This window comes from Thauera phenylacetica B4P (assembly GCF_000310225.1).
Taxonomy (GTDB): Bacteria; Pseudomonadota; Gammaproteobacteria; order Burkholderiales; family Rhodocyclaceae; genus Thauera; species Thauera phenylacetica.
In genome coordinates this window covers 1-731 of sequence record NZ_AMXF01000552.1, presented here as the reverse complement: position 1 = coordinate 731, position 731 = coordinate 1, and the positions used below count along the sequence as shown (strand labels likewise).

General features: G+C 74.6%; 2 protein-coding genes. Both read left to right on the top strand.

The annotated features are described in order from the left end of the window. Positions 1–194, top strand: a 194-nt coding sequence (locus C667_RS23625) for an FAD-linked oxidase C-terminal domain-containing protein (protein WP_004391583.1), incomplete at its 5' end; no start/stop codon positions are given. Positions 195–197: 3 nt separating this feature from the next. Continuing rightward, on the top strand, positions 198–731 hold a 534-nt coding region (locus C667_RS23620), incomplete at its 3' end, for a 4Fe-4S dicluster domain-containing protein (RefSeq protein ID WP_004391582.1).

Sequence of the window (731 nt, the reverse complement as noted above, 5' to 3'; positions counted from 1 at the left end):
CCGTCGATGCGCGGGCGGTGCGCGCGCGCGCCGTCGAGCTCGGCGGCCATGCCACGGCCTTCCGCGCCGGCGATCGCGCTGCCGGCGTGTTCCAGCCCCTGGCGGCGCCGCTCGCGGTGGTGCATCGCCGGCTCAAGCTGGCCTTCGACCCCGCGGGGATCTTCAACCCCGGCCGCCTCTACCCGGAGCTTTGAGCCATGCAGACCCAGCTCGCCGATTTCATCCGCGACACGCCCGAGGGCCGCGAGGCCGAGGAGATCCTGCGCAAGTGCGTGCATTGCGGCTTCTGCACCGCCACCTGCCCGACCTACCAGCTGCTCGGTGACGAGCTCGACGGTCCGCGCGGACGCATCTACCTGATCAAGCAGGTGCTCGAGGGCGCCGCGCCCACCGCGAAGACCCGCCTGCACCTCGACCGCTGCCTCACCTGTCGTTCCTGCGAGTCGACCTGCCCCTCGGGCGTGCATTACAGCCGCCTGCTCGACATCGGCCGGGCGGTAGTCGCCGAGCGCGTGCCGCGCCAGGGCGGCGAGGCGCTGGTGCGGCGCACGCTGCGCGAGTTTGTGCCGCGGCCCAGGCTGTTCGGCCTGGCGATGGGGGCCGGGCGCGCGGTGCGCGCGCTGCTGCCCAAGTCGCTGCAGGACAAGGTGCCCACGCTGCGCCCGGCGGGTGCGTGGCCGGCGCCGCGCCATGCGCGCCGGGTGATCGCGCTCGCCGGTTGCGCGCAGCCG